The organism is Desmonostoc vinosum (assembly GCF_059505385.1).
In genome coordinates, this window is sequence record NZ_JCACKM010000132.1 from 1 (window position 1) to 19,981 (window position 19,981).

Annotated in this window: 14 protein-coding genes and 2 pseudogenes; 6 read left to right on the top strand and 10 right to left on the bottom strand. The window is 40.5% G+C overall.

What is annotated here, in order from left to right:
* Nucleotides 1–442 precede the first annotated feature (442 nt).
* Together AC5JMF_RS19740 and AC5JMF_RS19745 are read left to right on the top strand one after the other, a co-directional pair.
* Nucleotides 443–1,291 carry a glycosyltransferase family 2 protein gene (locus AC5JMF_RS19740; protein WP_495797423.1) on the top strand — a complete coding sequence of 283 codons (849 nt, stop codon included), beginning with the start codon at nucleotides 443–445 and terminating at the stop codon, nucleotides 1,289–1,291.
* Nucleotides 1,292–1,415: 124 nt separating this feature from the next.
* The gene (locus AC5JMF_RS19745) at nucleotides 1,416–2,597 is read left to right on the top strand and encodes an ARPP-2 domain-containing protein (protein WP_495797424.1); all 1,182 of its coding nucleotides are present in this window, start codon (nucleotides 1,416–1,418) and stop codon (nucleotides 2,595–2,597) included.
* Nucleotides 2,598–2,725: 128 nt separating this feature from the next.
* Here AC5JMF_RS19745 and AC5JMF_RS19750 read toward each other — a convergent pair whose 3' ends face one another.
* Both AC5JMF_RS19750 and AC5JMF_RS19755 read right to left on the bottom strand, forming a co-directional pair.
* On the bottom strand, nucleotides 2,726–4,327 hold the full coding sequence (locus AC5JMF_RS19750; RefSeq protein ID WP_495797425.1) for an alkaline phosphatase D family protein: 1,602 nt from the start codon (nucleotides 4,325–4,327) through the stop codon (nucleotides 2,726–2,728).
* A gap of 287 nt (nucleotides 4,328–4,614) precedes the next feature.
* A complete protein-coding gene (locus AC5JMF_RS19755; protein WP_495797426.1) occupies nucleotides 4,615–5,370 on the bottom strand; it encodes an amino acid ABC transporter ATP-binding protein in 756 nt (251 codons plus the stop codon).
* Nucleotides 5,371–5,559: 189 nt separating this feature from the next.
* On the opposite strand from AC5JMF_RS19755, the pseudogene AC5JMF_RS19760 reads away from it, so the two are divergent.
* Nucleotides 5,560–7,137: pseudogene (locus tag AC5JMF_RS19760) on the top strand (ABC transporter permease subunit).
* A gap of 46 nt (nucleotides 7,138–7,183) precedes the next feature.
* Here AC5JMF_RS19760 and AC5JMF_RS19765 read toward each other — a convergent pair.
* From AC5JMF_RS19765 to AC5JMF_RS19775, 3 genes are read right to left on the bottom strand one after another with little or no spacing between them, the layout of a single operon-like run.
* Nucleotides 7,184–7,849 carry a PEP-CTERM sorting domain-containing protein gene (locus tag AC5JMF_RS19765; RefSeq protein ID WP_495797427.1) on the bottom strand — a complete coding sequence of 222 codons (666 nt, stop codon included), beginning with the start codon at nucleotides 7,847–7,849 and terminating at the stop codon, nucleotides 7,184–7,186.
* A 31-nt stretch (nucleotides 7,850–7,880) separates the two neighbouring features.
* Nucleotides 7,881–8,093: a hypothetical protein gene (locus AC5JMF_RS19770; RefSeq protein ID WP_495797428.1), complete on the bottom strand. Its 213-nt coding sequence runs from the start codon at nucleotides 8,091–8,093 to the stop codon at nucleotides 7,881–7,883.
* Nucleotides 8,094–8,134: 41 nt separating this feature from the next.
* On the bottom strand, nucleotides 8,135–9,289 hold the full coding sequence (locus tag AC5JMF_RS19775; protein ID WP_495797429.1) for a PepSY-associated TM helix domain-containing protein: 1,155 nt from the start codon (nucleotides 9,287–9,289) through the stop codon (nucleotides 8,135–8,137).
* A 240-nt stretch (nucleotides 9,290–9,529) separates the two neighbouring features.
* Between AC5JMF_RS19775 and AC5JMF_RS19780 the strand changes: the two are divergent.
* Together AC5JMF_RS19780 and AC5JMF_RS19785 are read left to right on the top strand one after the other, a co-directional pair.
* A pseudogene (locus AC5JMF_RS19780) lies at nucleotides 9,530–9,826 on the top strand (papain fold toxin domain-containing protein); the annotation flags it as partial.
* 8 nt (nucleotides 9,827–9,834) lie between these two features.
* Nucleotides 9,835–10,194, top strand: coding sequence for a hypothetical protein (locus AC5JMF_RS19785; protein ID WP_495797430.1), 360 nt, complete (start codon nucleotides 9,835–9,837; stop codon nucleotides 10,192–10,194).
* A 59-nt stretch (nucleotides 10,195–10,253) separates the two neighbouring features.
* Here AC5JMF_RS19785 and AC5JMF_RS19790 read toward each other — a convergent pair whose 3' ends face one another.
* The 5 genes from AC5JMF_RS19790 to AC5JMF_RS19810 form a co-directional block, all read right to left on the bottom strand.
* On the bottom strand, nucleotides 10,254–12,848 hold the full coding sequence (locus tag AC5JMF_RS19790; protein ID WP_495797431.1) for a TonB-dependent siderophore receptor: 2,595 nt from the start codon (nucleotides 12,846–12,848) through the stop codon (nucleotides 10,254–10,256).
* A 120-nt stretch (nucleotides 12,849–12,968) separates the two neighbouring features.
* On the bottom strand, nucleotides 12,969–13,982 hold the full coding sequence (locus AC5JMF_RS19795; protein WP_495797432.1) for a helix-turn-helix transcriptional regulator: 1,014 nt from the start codon (nucleotides 13,980–13,982) through the stop codon (nucleotides 12,969–12,971).
* A gap of 245 nt (nucleotides 13,983–14,227) precedes the next feature.
* On the bottom strand, nucleotides 14,228–16,792 hold the full coding sequence (locus AC5JMF_RS19800) for a TonB-dependent siderophore receptor (RefSeq protein WP_495797433.1): 2,565 nt from the start codon (nucleotides 16,790–16,792) through the stop codon (nucleotides 14,228–14,230).
* 207 nt (nucleotides 16,793–16,999) lie between these two features.
* The gene (locus AC5JMF_RS19805) at nucleotides 17,000–18,025 is read right to left on the bottom strand and encodes a helix-turn-helix transcriptional regulator (RefSeq protein ID WP_495797434.1); all 1,026 of its coding nucleotides are present in this window, start codon (nucleotides 18,023–18,025) and stop codon (nucleotides 17,000–17,002) included.
* Between the two features lie 86 nt (nucleotides 18,026–18,111).
* Nucleotides 18,112–18,762 (bottom strand): Uma2 family endonuclease, encoded by a 651-nt coding sequence (locus AC5JMF_RS19810; protein ID WP_495797436.1) that lies wholly within the window; start codon nucleotides 18,760–18,762, stop codon nucleotides 18,112–18,114.
* Nucleotides 18,763–19,175: 413 nt separating this feature from the next.
* Here AC5JMF_RS19810 and AC5JMF_RS19815 point away from each other — a divergent pair, with 413 nt between their 5' ends.
* A complete protein-coding gene (locus AC5JMF_RS19815; protein WP_495797435.1) occupies nucleotides 19,176–19,910 on the top strand; it encodes a peptidylprolyl isomerase in 735 nt (244 codons plus the stop codon).
* Nucleotides 19,911–19,981: the final 71 nt, after the last annotated feature.

The following is a 19,981-nucleotide window of genomic DNA, read 5'->3' on the forward strand; positions in this document are numbered from 1 at the left end:
TTTGCTATTAGGCAGAGACTTGAGTCTCTGACGGTTCAAGTATTTTTGCAAGAAATCTATTCTTAAAATATGGTGTTATGAGACTGTTGGTACATAAAACTTTAAGTAATAAATTATACTAAATATGCTCTAGAATAATTACGCAAGCTAAATGAGTTTAATTATAAATTTCGGTATATTCTCGAACTTGCAATTTAGCTTTAGCACTACTACGATGTAATGAAATATATACCGCTGATCATATAAAGTAGTAGAAATCAAGCTAAATGAACATCAAAAACCTTTGATAATCAACCAACCAGAAGTTATTTATATTGATTTAACATAAGAGCAGTTTGCAACTTCGTTAGGTGTGACTGATCCCACCGCAAACCAGTAAGAAAACGGATACGCTAAGCCGTCGCCTATAAAAATAAGGCAAATTGAAACTTTATATAACTTTATGATTAGTATAATTACACCAGTTTATAACGGGGAAAAATTTATAGAATCTTGTCTTCAAGTTGTCATTGACCAAAACTGTTTAGAAGTGGAGCATATCATTGTAGATGGAGGTTCAAGCGACAAAACAGTAGACATTATTAAGGATAAAGCCAATCAATATCCTCACATCCGCTGGATTAGTGAAAAGGATCGAGGACAATCTGATGCCATCAATAAAGGAATTGCTATGGCACAAGGACAGATTGTTGGTGTTTTAAATGTCGATGATTTTTATGAAATAAATGTTCTTAATCACATATACGAAATTTTCTCAACTTTGCCAGAGCCTAGTTTAATTGTTGGCAACTGTAATGTTTTAAATCAGAAAGATAAACTAATTTATATTAATAAACCTAAACGATTACGAACGATTGATTTACTGTTAGAAAGGCGCATTAACGATCATGGTATTATTGATGCTTCTTATCCTGTAAATCCGTCTGCTTACTTCTATCACAAATCATTGCATCAGCAAATCGGACTCTATGATGTAGAAGAACATTATCTAATGGATATAGATTTCCTCTTAAAAGCGGTTTGTTCATCTCATGTTAAATATTTTAATGAGACTTGGGGGAACTATAGATATTATCCAGGAACCAAAACATTTGATGATGCTGCAAGAGGAACCAGCTTAGCACGAATCAAATACTTATTTGATAATTATGTTAAAACATTATCCTTAATGGGGCAATGGCAAATTCGGTTAGCTCGTAATTTCAATTTTCTTTTATTAAAAATCTTTTATTTTTCTAAGTATCCAGAACGATTACCTGAAGTGATTAGGCAGCGATTAACTAAAATATAAGCAGTCGTGCAAAATAAATTATATATTTAGGTAACAGAACAGGGAACAGTAAAAATAAAATGATAGTAGCCAGATAACACGGTGTGTTAGGTTGAAGCCATAACACACCCTATTTGTATAAAAAATGGCACAAAAAAATAAATTATTAACAAATATATCTTTAAAAGGACTAGAAATTGCGCCTTCGCAAATACGGGGAGCTGTGCGGATTGTACCCTTATTGCGGCATCAGGTGCGGGGTGACTTGCGTTTGCTACGCCGTGCCTATAACGAAGACATTAGCGTTGTCTGTGTTGAAGGTGAGATGACGCAACCAGGTATGAAATACTTTTCTTATGTACCCCACGGGTTGGTGATGTCTTGGAGTGATGATGGCAGTCCAGTAGCAGCATTTGGTGGACAGATGGTAAAACCTGACGGTAAGCGTCTGGACTGTGGTTGTGCAAGTGTGCGCTTGATGCATCGCATGGCAAAGCGAGAATCGGGTAATCGATTGAGATTTCTGCCACTGCACTTGGCGATGGAGGGTTTTTTATCGCTATTTTTCTCAGGGCCTGATATTGCTTGGCGTGAGTATTCTCAGTATGCACTATCTTATGGACTGGGTTCGCGCTACGAAATGAGTGTTAGTGGACGTTATATTACTGGATTAGAAGATGCTTTGAGGGTATTTGAAATTCACCAAAAACAGGTGGGAGTGTTGGTATTTGTTGCCGAAGCTTTAGCTTCAGCTTTTGTACTTCCCACTCCAGAAGATTATCGTGCTTTGCACACTAGCTTGCTAGAAGATTTTTATGGTGAGTTGATTTATCAGTATGGCTTGCTTTACGATACAACCTTCCCAATGCATATATCTGTAGATGAGTCTCAGATTAATAGTTTGGCAGATTTAGGAGTAGCGATCGCCAAAATGCGATCAGATTGGGCATCATTTCAAGGATTCATGGCTGAGGGACTTTTACAACACAGATTGCAATCTCAAGTAATTTATACTGCTGGCCCGTTCTTTTTGCAAAGATTTATAACTAGCTTGCAACTCAAGCAAGAAAACCATATTGGGGAAGCGATCGTCCGAGATAATGGAGAGCTAGAGTATCTTAAAACCTACCGTTTATCAGAAGCTCAAACTCGCCGTGCCTATTTACTAAGCAAACTAGCTGAGTATAACTGGAATCTTGATGCCACTGCTAGCGCCCTCTCGCACACCCGCGAAGAATTTGTATCTCGGATGGAGGCTGCTGGCTTCGGTTATTTACTCAATCAAAAAGTACGTGACGCCGCGCGGAAGAAATCAAAGAAGCCTTGATGTTGAACTGGCAGGGGGGCAGGGGGCAGGGAGAGATGAGGGAGATGAGGGAGATGAGGGGGAAATTTTCTCCGCGTCCCCGCGTCCTCTTGTCCATTCCCAATTCCCAATTCCCCATTTTGAGTAATTTATTTCTCTGGCGGTAAATCTACACTATAAACAGTCTCTCCAATCAAATTACGTAGCGTTACTGTCATCACCTTTGTATTACCATTAATTTTGACTCCTCCAAAGAATTGTAAACCTTCACTTGGGGGGCGATTTGGTTTCGTCTCTGGAGGAAGGCTTTGAAATATTAATTGAGGGCCAAAGGTATTTTCTAATTGATTTGGGCCGAATGTGCCAGAGTTAAGTGGCCCAGCGACAAATTCCCAAAAAGGTTTGAAGTCGGTAAATAATGCTTTATTTGAGTCATAATAATGAGCTGCTGCATAATGTACATCAGCAGTTATCCAAACAACGTTTTTAATTTGCTTATTTTTGATAAATCTGAGTAAATCTGCAAGTTCTAATTCTCTTCCTAATGCCGGGCCGTTTCCGTTAGCCCAAGCCTCAAAATCAGTATCACCATCTTTAACTATCAACCCCAAAGGCATATCACTAGAAATGACTTTCCATGTTGCTTTGGATAATAGCAATTGTCTTTTGAGCCATTGCAGTTGTTTTCTACTCAAAAATTCTGTGGTTTTGCTAGGTACTGGCTGATTATTGGGGGTGTTTGGCCCCCGGTAGGTACGTTCATCAAGCATGAAAATGTCTAATAATGGGCCATACTTGAAAGAGCGATAAATTCTTGTTTTGTCTGGATTATCTGTTGTGTATGTAATAGGCATATATTCTAAAAATGCTTGTCTTGCTCTTTCTGCTAACAAAGAAACATTCTTGACTTGATAGCGTTCATCGTTGAGCAAAACTTCTCCAGGATACCAATTATTTGTAGTTTCGTGGTCGTCCCATTGTGCCAAAGTAGGTATTTGGGCATTAAAACGCCTCACATTTTCATCTAGCAAATTGTATTGATAATTACCACGAAATTCTTTAAGAGTTTCTGCTACTTTTGATTTTTCTTCTGTGGTGATATTTTTCCAAATAGTGCCGTCATCTAACTTTACTTCTGATCCAATTGGCCCATCAGCGTAAATAGTATCACCACAATGGATGAAAAAGTCGGGATTAAGTTTACGCATGGTTTCGTAAATTTTCATGCCACCAAAATCAGGATTAATTCCCCATCCCTGACCGGCTGTATCTCCACCCCAAACAAAGAATATATCTCGACTAGATATAGGCGCGGTTCGGAAAGTTCCATTGACAGGAACGCTGTAGGTGTTGTTATCATCTAAATCTTGAAAAATTACCCGATAAAATATCTGTTGATCAGGTGGTAATTTTTTGAGATTCAGTCGCGCTGTAAAGTCGCTATTTTCTAAAGCGTTAGGCCCGAAAACACGCTGCACATTACGAAAGGATTCGCTTGTGGAATATTCTACGATCATTTTGGCGGGGCGATCGCTACGACTCCAAATAATCACGCTATCGTCGCTGATATCTCCAGTAGCTATGCCATAAGGTATGCCAGGACGCATTTTATCGGAGGTGATAATTGCAGGTGCTTGAGCAAAAACTCGTGATTTTGAGATCAGATTTGTAGAAATAATTCCACCTGCTGTCAAAGCCGAGCTTAGTAAAAACTGGCGACGATTTAGCTGTAAGGAGTGATTGGATTTCATACTAAGTTAATGGTAAGCCAAAGTGAGAATATTATAGGTTAAGTAATTACCATGTCTTGTAATGGTAATTAGTAAAGATTGAGTTATTCAAAGATTAATAAAAAGTTATAACAGTTCGTTTTAATTTTTGAGTTGATTTGCGTAGGTGGGGAGTGGGGAGTGGGGAGTAGGGAAAAAGCTTTTCCGTAATCCTATTATTATTTTTACCAAAAAAGTAAATTTCCCTGTTCCCTGCGATGCACTGAGCGTAGCCGAAGTGTTCCCTGTTCCCTTTCATCTCTTAGTATTTAAAGTGGCTTGAAGCGGCTGAGGAAAATACGCAGGCGATCGCTTTGCGGATTGGTCAAAACTTCACTAGCTTTACCTTGTTCTGCTACAACACCTTGGTCTAAAAATATCACCTGATGTGCGACTTCCCGCGCAAATTGCATTTCGTGAGTGACAATCACCATTGTCATCCCCTCAGCGGCTAATTGCTGCATTACTTGTAAAACTTCTCCCACAAGTTCCGGATCTAAAGCGCTGGTGGGTTCGTCAAACAGCATAATTTTGGGGTTCATACATAAACTACGAGCTATGGCTACTCGTTGCTTTTGACCCCCAGATAATTGTTCAGGATAACTAGACGCTTTATCAAATAAACCGACTTTTTCTAAATACAACGCTGCCAACTGGGTACTTTCTTTTCGTGTTTTACCTAAAACTTTACACGGAGCCAGTATCATATTTTCTAAAACGTTCAGATGAGGAAACAGGTTGAACTGTTGAAAAACCATACCAACTTGTGTACGTAGTTGCCGTAGTTGATTATAGTTAACTGTAAGCTGGGATAAATTTATACCATTAACTATTAGCTGTCCATTGTCAACAGTTTCTAAGCGATTGAAGCAGCGTAGCAGAGTACTCTTACCACAACCTGAAGAACCAACAACTGCAACAACTTCTCCCCGGTTGATCTCACCACTGATGCCTTTAAGGACTTTCAGCGAGCCAAAGCTTTTCTCGATTCTAGTAAAAATAATGGCGCGTGTGGAATTGTCCATTGTCCATAGTATGTAATTTTACGGTTAAATTGAGCAATTGATTCAGAAGCAGGAATAAATAACAATCAGGCTAGTTGAGATGAGAAAAAATAAATAATTACGAATTACGAATTACGAATTACGAATTATTTTAATTACCGTAGACTATCAAAATTTACAGAGAAGTAGAAGATTATGTTCGAGTCGAGAATGATGCGATCGCTTTTTATCAAGCAATTCTTAGCTGGGTTGAGTGCCGCATTAGTTATATCTGCTTGTAATAGTAATAATACTAGTAACACGTCACCACCAACCGCAGCCAGTGCCACAGGAAAAACTATCAAAGTTGCTACTGAACCTGCATTTCCACCTTTTGAGTCAAAAGGGACAGGAGGTGAATTAGTTGGCTTTGATATCGATTTGATGAAAGCAGTGGGAAAAGCTGCGGGACTAAAAGTTGAGTTTCAGAGTTTGCCTTTTGATGGCATTATTCCCGCACTTCAGGCAAATACTGTGGATGCTGCGATTAGCTCGATTACAATCACACCGGAACGTGCCCAAACAGTTTCTTTTACTCGACCTTACTTTAAAGCTGGGTTAGCGATCGCTGTTCGCAAAGATAATACAACTATTACCTCATTAGATAGTCTCAAAAACAAAAAAATTGCCGCGCAAATTGGCACAACCGGAGCCAAAACAGCTAAAAGCGTCACTGGTTCCCAAGTCAGAGAATTTGACTCTGCTCCTTTAGCTCTACAAGAACTAGTAAATGGTAACGTGGATGCCGTAGTCAACGATGCTCCTGTGACGCTCTATGCTATCAAAAATGGTAATCTCAAAAATTTAAAAGTTGTTGGTCAACTCGTCACTGAAGAATTTTATGGCATAGCCATGCCTAAAAATTCTCCCAACCTCAACGCCGTTAACACATCCTTAGAAAAGTTAATTGCAGACGGTACCTATACCCAAATTTATCAAAAATGGTTTAGCGCAGAACCTCCACAACTACCAAAAACCATTCCAACTACATCTGCAAAATAAGTCATTGGTCATTTGTTTTGAATTTTGAATTTTGAATTTTGAATTGTTAACCCCACTCCCATGCTAGAGAGTCTCAATATTATCCTCAAGGCTTTGCCTGATTTACTTTTAGGTACTGGAGTCACACTCCAAATCACAGCACTCTCGGCTGTTTTAGGTATGATTGGCGGCTCCCTTGTTGGCATTGCTCGTCTTTCGCCAATTTTGCCTCTGCGCTGGGCAACACGCATTTATGTTGATTTTTTGCGTGGTACGCCCTTGTTAGTGCAGATTTTTATGATTTACTTTGGTTTACCAGCACTAGCTCAAAGTTTTGGTGTCACCTTGCGTTTTGACCGTTTATTAGCTGCGGTTGTTGCTTTGAGTCTCAATGCTGCTGCTTATATTAGCGAAATTGTCCGCGCTGGAATTCAATCTATTGAGTTGGGGCAAACAGAAGCAGCTAAAACTTTAGGTATGAGTGAAGTACAAACGATGTACTACATTATCTTTCCGCAAGCACTGCGTCGGATGATTCCGCCTTTAGGCAACGAATTTATCACCCTACTCAAAGATACCAGTCTTGTCGCCGTGATTGGCTTTGAAGAACTTTTCCGGCGCGGTCAATTAATTGTTGCTGATACTTATCGTGCTTTTGAGATTTACACCGCAGTTGCGATCGTTTACTTAGTTCTCACCTTGCTTTCATCACAATTTTTCTCTTTTCTGGAAGTGTGGATGAACCCTGTTAAGCGTCAAAACAAGTAAAAAGTCAAAAGGTTGCTCAAAACATGTCGCACCTGTTTAAAAGAAACTAGACTGTTTGAGAGTCTTCTTGCTTCTTACGCTTTAGCCACAACCCTATAGCGCCAGCAACAATTGTACTACCAACAGTCAAGGGTTCTGGTACAGGTTCGCTTTTAAAGGAAGTAACGGTGATGTAATATTCGTTAGCATAAAAAATTCCATAGATAGGAGCAGGAAGCTCTACTCCAGAAAATTCGGATTGCGGACGTCCTAGACTTACTCCTTTAAAATTACTGTCAACAAACAATGACAATGATTGGGAAGAGCTTGGGCTAGCGCTGGTACTGAACTCCACACTGTCTGAACCCACGTAACCTCCTGCAAAATAAGGGAATCCAACTTCTTCTGATGAAAAACCGGACACAATTTCACCTGAAGAACTCCGTATGCCTATACCCCAATTTTTTAGAGGTACACTTTTACCAGGCATAGCAGGCAGTTGATCAACGTCTACTGTATAGCCTCCATAAAAAGAACCATTTACATAACTGTCTAAAGAACTCGTCTCTGAACCTGGGAAGTATATAATATCACCAAGTGTTCCGGAAACCTTGAATGTTTGTAACTGTGCAGCACTAGTTCTAGTAGTTCCAACAGATGCAAGGGTAGCAATAGCAAGTACTGTTGTAGCAGTAGCTTGAGATAATTGTTTCAAAGATAGTTTAGTGAACATAGGTAACTAGTATTTTTTCTGTTAGATTATCTCAGTAACCAAAGCTACAAAGTAATAACATAAAACTATCTTTACGAAAAAAATATATTTGCTTGCGATTTTTTAAAAGGCTAATGGTGTCTGGGCCAAATTCATCAACAAAAGGCCCTTCAGGTTGTGCGCCATAAGTGGGATTGAATAGGTCAATGGGAGCGATCGCTCCCATTGAAAAATTGGTAGTTAAATCGATAATGTAGCAATTCAACTCCCAATAATACTTGATGCGCGACCGAGCCGATTTGAAATTTACTGTGTAACTTCTTCTGATGTCATGACTGTTTTGATTTTTCGACGGTGGTAATACATGACAACCCCAGTCACAAATAGAATTAGCGGTGCTAGTCCCACAAATACATAAAGAACACGGCTGGGTATTCCCCAAAATGTACCGTAGTGCAATGTTGCAAAACTGTTTTCAATGCGCGCTCCTAGTGGCTGTTTTACACCATTATCAACTCTAATCACTTCACCACTGTATTGATCGATAAACACGCTGCTGTCCCAACTAGGGTTATTCGCAGACGATCGCTTGCGGATCATAAACGCCCCCTTTATCTGATCTGACTCCGCAGGCAAAGCAATGTAGGTAGTTTCAAATCCAGGCAGGGCAGCATCAGCTTTTCGTAACAAGGCATCTGTCAACTTGATGGAAGTCCGGCCTGCGGCAGGCGTTGAGGTTGCATCCTCCAGCGCTGACATCGGACTAAAGCTAAAAGCGTAAATGATTGGTCTGGCAATCTCGCCCAGGTTCCAACAAAAGCCAGTGAAAAAAGTTAAAAATAAAAAGACGGCAGCAACAATACCAACAACTTTGTGTACGTCAAAGTTCACTCGTTTAGGATGGGCATTCCACTTGATTTTGAAGCCATTAATTAATTTACGCCAACCAGGCCAGAGTGCTACTCCGGTAATCGTCAGAATAGACATCAGCAAACCCACAACACCAGCCAGTTTGACGCCCAAATCTCCGGCAAGCAGGGCGTAATGCAGTTCAAGCACAACTTTAAAGAACTGTTCTACCATGCTTTGGCTCGATAAGCTATCGCCTAAAACTGCTCCTGTGTAGGGATTGACATAGGCTTGTGCCCACTCATCTGTTTTGGTTTTGAGGGTGACTCTAACAGTGTCGTTGGCGGCAGTGGGGAGATTAATTCGCCGAATTGCTACATCAGGTTGGTTTTTATAAGCAGCTTGTACCTTTTCTAAGATTGCTTCTACGGGAAGGGGTTGTCCTTGAGGAGCGATCGCACCTATACGGTGATGCAATTCGGCAGCGTTAATCTCGCTATGGAAAACCAGTAAACTCCCTGTGATACCGATCATGATCACAATTAGGGCGATCGCTAATCCCAAGTAGCGATGCAGGGTAAATATCCAGTTGCGGAGTAATTTAGTGTTCATGGCAAATGCTCCTAGTCAGCTTTTAATATTGAGTTAGCCTTGGTATGGGTTTACCATTGCAGAGAGTTTTGGGGACGTGCAAGAACTTACAGATGAGGAGATTTATCAAGAGATTGGAAAGATTGTTAAGCTGTTCCACATATAACTTGCATAATTAGGGCGGGCAAGATGCCCACCCCACAAGAGTTTTATTTAATTTGATTATGTAATTTAGATGTTTTTTAGCTTAGTCAGTACGAGAATCTTAAATGTCAAGAATGTGCTGTGGCAGTCCTGAAATGGTTAAGAAACAATAGAATTGAGGGAAAGTTACTCAGGCTAAAGACGAGATATAGAGAGCGTTTTATCATTAGTTTGCGATTGGAAAAGCTAGGGATTAGGGAATCGATCACCAGAAATGGGATTCACTATGGTGTGAAAGTTCGAGGCAAGATATTCGATAATTTGTCAAGTGAAGGGCTAACATTGGACGAATGGATTCAGGATTTTTGTAGTCGTAATGGTGAGTTTCTGGTTGAAGAATTGGAAGATTTTTAGGAGAGTTTATGAAAGGGATTTTTGATCTCTTGGAAAAAATTCGAGTTAGACCTGGTATGTATATTGGGCATATTTCAGCGCATGATCTGTTCATATTTTTAGAAGGGTATCAGACGGCAAGACAGGAGCTAGGAATTGAGTTAACTCAAGCAGAAATTGAGTTTTATGATGAGTTTCAGCCGTGGCTACAAGAGCGATATAACATATCAATATCAGCTTCATGGGCAAAGATAATCGAGTTTTATACGGGCAGTGACGAACGAGCATTTCATCGCTTTTTTGAGTTGCTAGATGAGTTTTGGGGACGGCATGAGCAGATAGGAACCGATTTGGTTGAACAAGAAATTGAGGTTGTAAAAGCAAATTAGCAACGGATTTTGCTTCTCCATAAATAAATTTAGGCAACTCAGATACTTTTGTTTGTCGGTCAAAACTCTATCGAAACTGTACCTAGCACGGTGAAAGGCGCTTGCGGAAAGACAAGATAGCCGTTTGTGTCGTATGCTTTGACATTGCCGAGATTCTTGAAGTTGAGGCCAAGCCGCCAGTTATCGCGTTTGTAAAAGATGGCAGCATCGGCTCTAACGTAGGCAGGAAGCGTAAACGGGTCACTTTGATTAGCAATGCGATCGCCCACATAAAAGATCCCTGTGCCGAAACCTAACCCTTGAAAATCTCCTTTTTGAATTTCATAGGTTGTCCATAAACTTGCTCCTGTTTGCGCTGTATTGGCAAATCGCGATCCTTCCAAAGTGGTATCGGAGTCTTTACTAATAAAGGCATCATTCACATAAGCCGAGGCGATAACTTTCCACCCAGGTAAAATTTCTCCTGTCATATCAAGTTCAATCCCGCGACTTTTCACCTCTCCTAAAGCGATGGAAAAGTTATCATCTTCCGGATCGGTTGTGGGGACGTTTGTTTTGGTAATCTCGTAAGCAGCTAATGTCACTGAAAACTGAGGGCTAATCTCAGCTTTAACCCCAACTTCGTACTGAGTACCGCGAGAAGGCTCTAATGGTGAACCACTAGCCGTAGAGCTATTATTATTGGGTACAAAAGAGCGGCTGAAACTGGCATAGAGCGAAATCGGCTCTATGGGTTGATAGACGATGCCCACACGGGGAGAAAAAGCCTCGTCGTAAAAGTTATCCTCTTGAATATTGCTGCGATCGAGTGTCTCGAAGTCAAACTTACTCTTGTAGTTAACAAAGTCATACCTACCGCCCAAAAGTAGTTTCAGATTCGATAGTAATGTCACCTGATCTTGCAAATAAATCCCTACCGTATCAGTCGTGGCGTCAAAAAAATTACCCCTAGTAAAATTCGTGGGGCGAGGAAAGCCACCATAAACGGGATTAAAAATATCTAATGCCGGGATATCCTCAGCTCCACCAAATCCCGCATAGCGACGACTGCTTCTGCTCAATTCTAAGCCTACTAGTAGCTGATGCTCAATTGAGCCAGTCTTAAACTTACCAATTAAATCGGTCTGCCAAGATAAATCGTTTTGCTGTCCTGGCCCATCACCATCCTCAAATTGTCGCAGCAAGCGACCATCTGCGTCAAAGTCATCGCCAGGATTAACATAATCTGTCTCTTCACTAGAGAAGTAACCATAAAAGCCACTCTTGAGTCGGAGATTCTCGTTAAACCGATGATCCACATTCACAATCACTTGATGATTTTCTTGACGATAAAAGTCTAGGTTTGGATCTCCCAAGTTACGACTGATAGGTAGATCAAAGGATATCCGATTGGGTCGCAATCCTCGATCAAACCCATTATCAAGGTTGACGTAGGCATACTCGAAGCCCAATGTTGTGGCATCACTCAGTTTGTAAGTGAAGACAGGAGATATAGAGAAAACCTTGTTATCAATAAAGTCACGAAAACTGCCTGCATTTTCATAGGCAACATTCAAGCGATACAACAAACGCTTATCATCAGTGAGGGGGCCAGAAATATCAATTGAGGGATTGTAGAAGTCGTAACTGCCAACGGTGAGTCCAGCAGCATAGTATGGGTTATTTAAAGGTTGCTTGGTAACATAATTAACAATACCACCAGGTTCAAATTGACCATACAATACTGAAGCCGGCCCTTTGAGAACTTCCACCCGTTCTATATTGGCCCCGTAGATGTAGGAGGGCTGAGTTTTGAAGCCGTTCCTCAAGATGTTGAAATTTTCAAATCCCCGAATTGTATAGCTGTCAAAAGAGCCACTAAAGTCTGTCAGAGGGGATACACCTGACACATTGCGGACTGCATCTGAAATTCGCGTGATTTTCTGATCTTCGATGACTTGCCGGGGAATGATTTGAATAGATTGGGGTACATCACGCAAAGGTGTATCAGTCCTTGTTGCTGTTGATGATTCACCTACGCGATACCCATCTTGCTCACCGGTTACAACCAACTCAATCGTTTCATCCTCTTGAGATGTTGGTTGTTCTGGCTGTGTTTGTTGTGTTTCTTCACTTGGCTGCGGTGTGGCAGGTACAGTACTCGCAACAGAAAAAATCAGACCCTCGTCGGGACTATCAAACAACTCCACAACTGGTACACTTGCTTCACCTATAACTGTCACTCGAATCGTATTAGCATCTATATTTGTTACTGTTATCTCAGTAATACCCGCAAGTGGTTTCTCGGAACGAAATGTGAATGCCTCGCCATTCGCTAAACGTAACTGTGCGTTAGGAATATCTGCAATAAAACTATTACCCATATTCTGATTGGTAATTTGCAGTTGTTGCCCTTGGGATGTCTGTAAAATTACCTCGACGCCTTTGTCGGTGGGATTGGCTTTCACTCCCGTGACTTGCACGCTTGAATCATTCCCAGCTTGAGACAGACAATACCCCACCCGCGCTAACACGCACTGCCTTTGTTTTTCTAAGGAGGGGGTTGGGGAGGAGTTATGATCTTGCGCTTTCGCTGGCTGAACTACCGAAATTATTGCAAATATTAGCAGCCACTCCAGCCTAGAACTGAATATTTTGAATGTTTGCTTGCTCATTTCTCTCCCACACACCGTATGATTACAAATCCCAAATATCTTTAATCAGGATTAATTATCAACAGCATACGGGAATTTGTAGTAAAAATCTTCTCAAGATATATGCCGAAACGGATTTATTTAGGTGTTTTTGGCAACAATAAAACTATCTAAGTATTGACTTGGTTGGATGTCAAAGCGCTTTTTAAAAGCCACAGCGAAGCGACTAGGACAGTTGTAACCCACTATCTTAGCTACCTGCTTTATGGTCATTTGCTGACTCATGAGCAGCATTCTGGCTTTTTCCATACGATGAGCATACAAATAGCCGAATACTGTTGTGTTAAAAACCTGACGAAACCCGATTTTGAGCTTGTAATCGTTTAAACCTACAAGTTGTGCTAATTCTAGCAACGAGGGTGGATTGTCAAAATCGCGGATTAAAATTTCTCTAGCGTGGTAAATTCGGTTAATATCGTCTCCGCGCAAAATGCGCGATCGCATCAGTTCTCGTTCTCCTGCTGTATCGGGTTCCAGTTTCAATGCCATTAATTCTAGGCATTTAGCTTGCAAGTAAATATCTTTAATTAAACCGTGGAAAGGACAATTAACTATTTGATGCAAAACAATTTGCATTTCAGGTGTAGTTTGCCCCATGCGAAAGTAGTCGAGAAAGGATATATTGTCAGTCTCTAGATACAACTGAAGTGATTTGGGTAGAAAATCTAAACCACTAACTTCATGTTTGCCAAAAAATTGTTGAGGATTGATGCCAACTTCTACAAGTAGCACGCGTTGACCTCCTCGCCAATAAAGTCCACTACCAGGAATTCCTTCATCCCAATCAAAATAAGCAGCAATGAAATTTTGTCCCGCAGGTATAATTTCTGACTCATCATCTCCAATCACTGCAAAACTAAATTCCATTAGAGGCAGGTTATAGTTATTTGTCTCCAGAATTAAATCCTCGGCTAAATCGAACTGTTCTACTAGCAAGTAGATACCTGTGGGGAAAACCATTTGCTGTTCATAACCCCGACTTAGCTGTTTAGGATCATCCAACACTGCTTGATACTCGGTTAATGTTGGCTCAGAGATGGGAGTAGCATTTTGCTGTTGCCGATAAGCGTCTCTTGCTGACAGAAACAGGGTCATTTTTCTAAGTTATTGATATTTACTCCTAATTATCATATAGTTGACCGAACCATGCAGGAGGCTGAAACTTTGTTTTCGACTACTCATACACAATCTATTGACATTAAATAATTCGTAATTCGTAATTCGTAATTCGTAATTCGTAATGACGCTCGCGGACTCGCTACCGCGGCGCTAACGTAATTAAGTTTTGTATTGGGGTTAAATCCCCATTACAAAACTTGTTGGTTATAGAACCGGGGGACTTAAAACGTATAAGAAATGGTTCCTAATACTGTTAACGGTGGTTGAGGCATTACCAGGAATCCGCGAGTATTGTAGATATCTGCATTCGTCAGGTTGTTAACGTTCAATTGCACTTTCCAGTTATCGCGTTTGTAGAAGATGGCAGCATCTGCGCGAAAGTAGCTGGGTAAATCCACATCTGTATTGGGAAGAACTGCTTCACGCTTGCTCACGTAATAAAGTCCTAAACCAAATCCTAAGCCTTTGAGTGTTCCTGTCTGAAGCTCGTAGCTATTCCACAAGCCAAATTGATGCTTGGCGGAACCAGCAAGTTCATCGCCAACGGGAATAAACGTATCCTCACTGACAAAGGCATCGGTGTAGGCATAAGACAGAGCTATATCCCAACCATCTATAGGGCGACCAACTAGGTTAAATTCGATACCCTGACTTTTTTGTTCTCCGGTTTGAAGGCTGAAGCGATCGTCTTCGGGATCGGTGATCAAGACGTTCTTTTTGGTAATTTCGTAGACGGCGAATGTGGCAGACAATCGACTGGGAATGACATCGGCTTTAATACCTGCTTCCAACTGACTGCCTTGCTCTGGCTCAAAGGATTCTCCCGTTCGACTGGTGCCAAAAATTACAGGATTAAATGATGAGGCATAGCTAGCGTAGAGTGAGAGCCAGTCAAAGGGTTGATACACTAGACCTACGCGAGGACTGAAGGCTAAATCGGTGTTATCCGTTGCTAAGGTTTGGTCAAATCCTGAGCGATCGCTCGTATGGGCTAAGTCTAAACGTCCGCCAGCTAAAAGTTTCCATTGTTGCGAGAATGTTACCTGATCTTGAAAGTAAAAGCTAATGGCGTCTGTTCCGTAGGTGTCTGGGCCAAATTCATCAACAAACGGCCCTTCAGGTTGGGCACCATAAGTGGGATTGAATAGGTCAATGGGAGCGATCGCAGAATTGAAAAATTGGTAGTTAAATCGATAACGTAGCAATTCAACTCCCAATAATACTTGATGTGCGACCGATCCGGTTTGAAATTTACCCGAAACTTCCGTTTGCAGCGTATAGTTCTCTTGCCTCTCATCACTTCTAGAGATGCCGCGATCGACTGTGCGACGGTCTGCTTGTAAAGATTCTGGTAAAATTGCAAAGACTTCGTTGTTAGCGATCGCTATTGCAAATCCATGGCGTAGTTTCCAGTTTTCACTAAACTGATGTTCTAATACATAACTAGCACGCCCGTAATTGATAGTGGCATCATTAAAATCGGGTTCCCCTAAAAAGCGGCTAGTGGGAACCTGAAAGATTTCTAGCTCAGCTGGAAAACCGCGATCGAAGGTGAAGTTGTAGTTTTGATATTCTAAATTGAAGGTCAGTTTAGTTTGAGGGCCAAGCTCAAACGAAAGTGCAGGAGCTACAAAGATAGCTTTGGAGTCAACAAAATCCCGAAAGCTACCCGCATTTTCATACGCCAAATTCAGACGATAAGCTGCCGTTTTCCGCTCATTGAGTGGCCCCGAGATATCCAATGTACCTTGGTAAAAATCGAAACTCCCAATTGTCAGAGCAGGCGAGTAGTATGGTTGTTGGAGTGGTTGCTTACTGACAACATTCACTAAACCACCTGGTTCATTCTGCCCGTAGAGAACGGATGCAGGCCCCTTGAGAAATTCAATTTGCTCAATCCCAGCAATATTAATCGGATTAGCAAAACTGAATTCTCGAAAACCATCCCGATAAACATTATCACCGCTATTAAAGCCCCGAATAATAAAATTCGCAGTCGGGGTTCCCCCATAACTCACAAAGGGTTGCACTCCCGGAACGGTATCAGCTACTTGCTCTACTCGCGTGATTTGGCGATCGTCTAGCAGTTTTCGAGGAACAATCTGAATTGACTGGGGAATATCACGCAAAGAAGTATCAGTTTTAGTAGCCGTTGATGCTTGTGGTATGAGATATCCGTCCTGCTCACCCGTTACCACCAACTCAATGGCTTGAGCATCTTGAGCTATGGGTTGTTCTGGTTCGGTTTCATTCTCTAGTTGTTGTGAAGGAGTCGGCTGAGTTTGCGCTTGAGAAGACGTAATTAGTATAAACCCAAATACCAAACCCTCTGAATCGTCAAATAATTCCACCTTGGGACTACTTGCTTCTCCGATAACTGTCACTCGAATACTACTAGCATCTATTGCTGTTACAGTTACAGAAACAATTCCCTTGACAGGATTTTGAGAGCGAAACTCTTTACCATCTGGCAGTTCCAAAACAGCATTGGGGATATCTGCAATCAAGCTATTACCTTCAGTTTTCGTAACAGGTTTGAGTGCTTCTCCCTGAGATGTTTGTAAAACTAATTCAATACCTGTATCTGTGCTATTGATCTGAACACCCGTAACTTTCACAACTTGGCTAACTGGTTGCTGTGCTAATACTTGAGCCTCATTCTTGACAAGTTCCAGCTTATTTGATGCTTCTGAAAGCTCACTACTAGTAGCAGGTTGTGTCAATATTGCAATCAGAACAAATGCAACACTGACTGAACTTATTCCATTCAGCCGCCCATATCTCATATACTTTTCTCCCCACCTACCACAAGTTGTTATAGACAAATTTTACTAATTAGCTAGTTAAAAGAATCTACATAGTTTTCTGGGTACAAATCAACTCAATCACGGAGACTTTGATCCATTGCGGGAGAGTTGGTTTGTAGTTGTGAGTCTATAACGTCCACTGCAAAGCAGTTTTGGAAATATTGAAAGAAAATTAAAAAGTTAAAATTACTCACATATTTTCTTCCCTGCTTTACATTCAGAGGGACTAACACCAAATTTACGTTTAAACGCAGCAGCGAAATGACCAGGATTCGCATATCCCACTATATTCGCAACCGCAGCTACGCGCATTTTTTCGTCTTGCAGCAATTGCCTAGCTATTTCCATACGGTGATTATGCAAGTAACCAAAAACTGTTGTACCAAATACCTGACGAAATCCGATTTTTAATTTGTTGTCATTTATACCTACTTTTCGCGCCAAATCTAGTATGGAAGGAGGTTTTTCTTGTTGAAAAATGAGAATATCTCGGGCGCGATGAATCTTCTCAATATCTCTAGGTTTTAGAATTATAGATTTAACAGATACATTGCTAATTTTTGTGAGTTGCTCTAATTTCAAAGCAATTAATTCTAAACATTTAGACTCTAAATAAATCTGTTTAGTCATGCCTTGAAATGGACAATTAATAATTTGTTGCAGCGGCAAATACATAGCCGAAGTAAGTTGATTATTTTCAATATAGCTTGCTTGACTATTACCTTCGATCAGTTTGATTAAGTTGGGCGGGAGTTCTTGATTTATACAACGTACAAAATTATGTAAAATTTCGGAAGAATTAAGATGTATATCTACTTTTAAAAAATGCTCGTCTCTAAACAAAGTATCAACACAAGTATCATAGTTTTGAAACGGTAAATCCCACTGTAAAAAATTTTCTTTGCTACCTCTATTTCTGAAAATATCCAATCGGTTGCAAGTATAATTACCTGATAGATTAAAACCAAATTCTATACATCCAAATTCATCTTGTTCGGCTTCGGATACTATTTGCAAGTCTTCGTGATATTTCTGATTAATAATCAATAGACTAATATCTCGTAATTCAATCGAGCGCTCGTATCCCACACCAAATTTCTCAGGACATGAGTAGACCACATCAAAAGAATCTAAAGAGTCTGGATACTGAACATTTTTACGAATGCCATACCACTTTTGTTGATATTCAGCTTGTGAAATGATGATTGCCATTTCTGTTTTGAAATTGGGGAGATGAGGGGGAAGAGAGATTTTTATGCTCTTGTTGTGTGATTGTTCACATCCTCAGTTTTCAGGAGTTAATTGTTGGTATGTAGCTGCTTTTGCACCCACAGCCGGAAAGCCTTGATTGTTGCATTTCTACCTGCTGTCATACTTTGTTCAAGATAGTAAGTAATTACCTCATTCAATGAGAATCCAGGAAAATTTATGCTTTCTTGAGACTCTATATAATGTCCATCTTGCAAAATATTAATTTGTAACTTACCTTTGTCAAAACGCCAAAGTTCTGATACCTTCAAGGCTTGATAAATATCGGGATGAGTGCGAGAAGTAATATCTACTTCTAGAGCTAAATCTGGAGGGGGATCTACTGTTAAATCTAATCGCTTTTTCTCTCGAATTCTAGATTCGTTCTGGATATAAAAACACTGATCGGGTTCTATGCCTTGAGCCATTGCCTGGTTTTTGAAAGTGGTAGAACCAAGGCTGATAAACTCTCTATTCAGTTCTTCAAGTAAAGCTTTGACTAAATCGCCAATAATTTCTTTATCATATTCATGTTCTGGCAATGGTGCCATAATCTCTAGTATTCCCCTGTCATAGGCAATTCGCGCTCCACGATGTTCTCCTAACTCCTCTAGAATTGTTTCTAATTCTTGCCAAGTTACATCTTGCAGCAATACTCTTTGTCCTGGTGGAACATGGATGCGCTTTAATTCCAACAACATCATCTTCACTCCCAGCCGCTCAACTCTATATTTAGATTACTTCAGTTGACTGATGAGTTACTAAAAATTTTGGTGCTTTTTCACATCAGTAGTGGGCGTAAACGCTTTGCGGCTTGTCGTTAGGCATCGCCTGCACCACATTGAGAAAAAACCTCCGGAGTTCCCAGAGGTTTCGGTTCCTGATTTAGTTTCCACCTGCTACTACAATCTGTCTTTGGCCATTTCCTGATTTGGCAGCAGATTATTTTGAATTAATTTAAGTTCCCTGTCCCCTGTTCCCTATCCCAAAGGGGTTTGTTGACTAATGCAGAAGTCAGAATACAATTGATGGGTGATTCAGACCTATCAAATCAGGACTGGATTTACCATAACCCACTGCTGCTTGCTAAATTCTTTGTTGATCGTCATTACACATGAATGAGCTTTCAAAAATATTTATTGAACCGGAGGAAATTGTTAACTTTCTCAAAAGTGAATTGAATTTGAAGGAAGTATACCAAAAAATTTTATTTCAAAGGGTGATACACTACGCTGCCAAGGAACAAGGAATCTTTGTCACGACTGAGGAAATTGAAGCCGAAGCAAATCGCCAGCGCCGTGAAAAACGTTTAGAAAAGGCCACAGACACACTAGCGTGGTTGGCAGAACAATTGGTGACACCTGAAGATTGGGAAACGGGAATTTGCGATCGCCTGTTGTCACAGAAGTTAGCCGAAGCGCTGTTTGCTCAAGAAGTAGAAAGGTTTTTTTTTCAAAATCGCCTAGAGTTTGAGCAAGTTCTATTCTATCAAATTATTGTTGATTCCGAACAACTTGCTCAAGAAATATATTATCAAATTGAGGAAGATGAAATCAGTTTTTATGATGCTGCTCATCTTTATAATATTAATAATCATCACCGTGAGAAGTGTGGTTATCAAGGTAGATTTTACAGATTTGATCTTCACCCAGACATCGCCGCTGCGATATTTAGTAAACAACCAAAGCAATTGATTGGCCCTATAAAAACTTCTCAAGGCTATCATCTTTTTATGGTTGACGAATTTATACCTGCCGAATTAACTCACAGCAGGTATCAAGAAATACTCAATCAAATGTTTCAAAATTGGCTAGATCATGAATTAAAAATTCTTCTAAGTAGGGAATAGGGAATTAGGAATTGTCATGACGCGACGCTCGATGACTCGCTCTAAGCGAAGCTATGCCGCAGGCTTTACGC